This is a genomic window from Mycobacterium sp. TH-M106 (genome assembly GCF_057473765.1).
Genome location: NZ_JBYCLE010000384.1, coordinates 1 through 2276, shown reverse-complemented (window position 1 = coordinate 2276; position 2276 = coordinate 1). Strand labels below are relative to the sequence as shown.

The following is a 2276-nucleotide window of genomic DNA, read 5'->3' as shown; positions in this document are numbered from 1 at the left end:
TGGGGGATGCCACGTTGGCGGCGGCTGATGGTGGTGCCGGTGGGTGGTTGTTCGGTGATGGCGGGGCCGGGGCTACCGATGCGGCCGGCCAAGGCGGGGCTGGGGGGCATGCGGGGCTGTTCGGTGACGGTGGTCCCGGTGGGGCCGGGGCTACCGGTGTGGCCTCCGGTGTCGCTGGTGGTGACGGTGGTGCTGGTGGGTCCGGCGGGATGCTGGTCGGTGACGGCGGGGCCGGTGGCGCTGGTGGTGATGGCGGTTTTGGTGGTGCTGGTGGTTATGGCGGTGATGGGGGTGACGGCATCGGGTTGTTCGGCGTTGGCGGCAACGGTGGTGCTGGCGGTGACGGCAGCAATCCGGAGGTGTTGCCCGCGCTGGGTGGGGCCGGCGGCACCGGCGGCGTGCTGGGCAGCCACGGCATGGTCGGCGCACCTGGCACCGTGACCGGTGCCGCGTCGAGCGCCGACGCGCTCACCGCCGACGCCGCGGTGCTGCCGATCAGCAGCACTGGCACCTGGCTGACCAACAGCGACGGACAGGTCATCATCATGCACGGGCTCTACGAGGTGGACAAGGTGCCGCCGTTCGAGCCCTCCGCCACCGGGTTCAGCAACGACGACGCGGCATTTCTGGCCGCCAACGGCTTTAACGTCGTGCAACTGGGCATCATCTGGGCGGCTGTGGAGCCCGAGCCCGGTGTGTTCAACGACGCCTACTTGGCCTCGATCGAGCAGACCGTGCAGATCCTGGCTAACCACGGCATCTACACCGTGCTCAACATGCACCAAGATCTCTACAGCAGCACGTTCGGGGGCGAAGGTGCGCCGGCGTGGGCGGTGCAGACCGGCGGGCTGCCCAACCCGCATGAGCCTTTTTCCCTCGCCACCTTCCTCAATCCCGCAGAGAATCACGCCTGGGATGCGTTCTGGTCCAACGCCGACGCACCGAACGGGGTTGGGCTGGAGAACAATTACGCCCAGATGTACGAACACGTCGCGAACTACTTTAAAAACAACCCCGACGTCGCCGGCTTCGACATCATGACCGAACCGTACCCGGGCTCACAATCGTTCCTGACTTGGTTTGGCAGCCCGTTCTTCGACGCCCAGCAGCTGACGCCCTTCTACAACCAGGTGGCATCGGCAATCAGGGCCGTCGACCCGACGACACCGGTGTTCTTACAACCGAACGTCTTCTTCGACAGTGGGTTTCCCACCCACCTGGGCACCGTGGATCAACCGCACACCGCCTTCTCGTTTGACAACTTTTGCCTCACGGAGTCGCTGACAGGAAGTAGCCTTTTCTGCGGCCTGCTCGACGCGATCACCATGGACCATGCTGCGGCATACGCGGGGCCGCACGATATCCCGGCATTTCTTACCTCGTTCGGAGCCACCGACAACCTCACGGCCATCTCCGACGTGATGCAGGCCGCCGGCCAGCACCAGTACGGCTGGGCGGAGTGGGCCTTCACCGGCCAAAACGACATAACCACCACGGCGACTTCACCGAGCTCGGAGGCGTTGGTGTACAACCCGCATGATCCGCCGGTGGGCGCCAATGTCGACACCGCGAAGCTGGCGGTGCTTGCGCAGCCGTATCCGCAGGTGGTGTCGGGCACCCCGCATTCGTGGTCGTTTGACCACGGCACCTTCACGTTCAGCTATTCCACTGCTAGGGCCGATGGTGAGGGCAGCTTCGCGGCCGGTTCGCCGACGACGATCTCGGTGCCGAAGATCGAGTTCCCGAACGGTTATCAGGTCAGCGTCATCGGCGGACAGGTGGTGTCGGCTCCTGATGCTCCCGAACTGGTTGTCGCCTCGGTTGCCGGCGCACACAGCGTCGACGTGGTGGTGAGCCCCGCCGCGGGTGGCGCAGCACCAGGGTGACATGTGATGTGCCGCCGACGGCTGGTGGTCAAACCAGCGAGCGAAACCGGGTAGCAATTTTCTGCGATGAATTCGGTGGTTGGGCTTGCGTATCGGGCCAGGTGAGAGTTAGTTCAACACTGAATAATATCTGTTGTGTGCTGAGGAGATCTTCACTGAGGAGTTGAATTGATGGCTGGCCTGCTCACCGTGGGTGATCGTGGATCACCCAACACCTCAGCGCGTCAGCGTCGCGGGGTGGGTGTGGTGGTGGGTGCGGCGGCGTTGGTGGTTGTGGCGATGAGTCTGCCTGCGGGTGTGCCGCCGGCGCGCGCTGATGTCGTCGATTTGATCATCGACCCGTTGGTTGACTCGGTTCAGGCGGGTTTGGCGGGTGTTACCGATGCGGTG

General features: G+C 64.6%; 2 protein-coding genes. Both read left to right on the top strand.

Annotated features, from left to right (window positions below; all coding sequences use genetic code 11):
- The coding region (locus AC2VOP_RS13765) for a cellulase family glycosylhydrolase (protein WP_486961487.1) at positions 1–1886 on the top strand (1886 nt) is incomplete at its 5' end.
- A gap of 171 nt (positions 1887–2057) precedes the next feature.
- Positions 2058–2276, top strand: a 219-nt coding sequence (locus AC2VOP_RS13760; RefSeq protein ID WP_486961486.1) for a hypothetical protein, incomplete at its 3' end; no start/stop codon positions are given.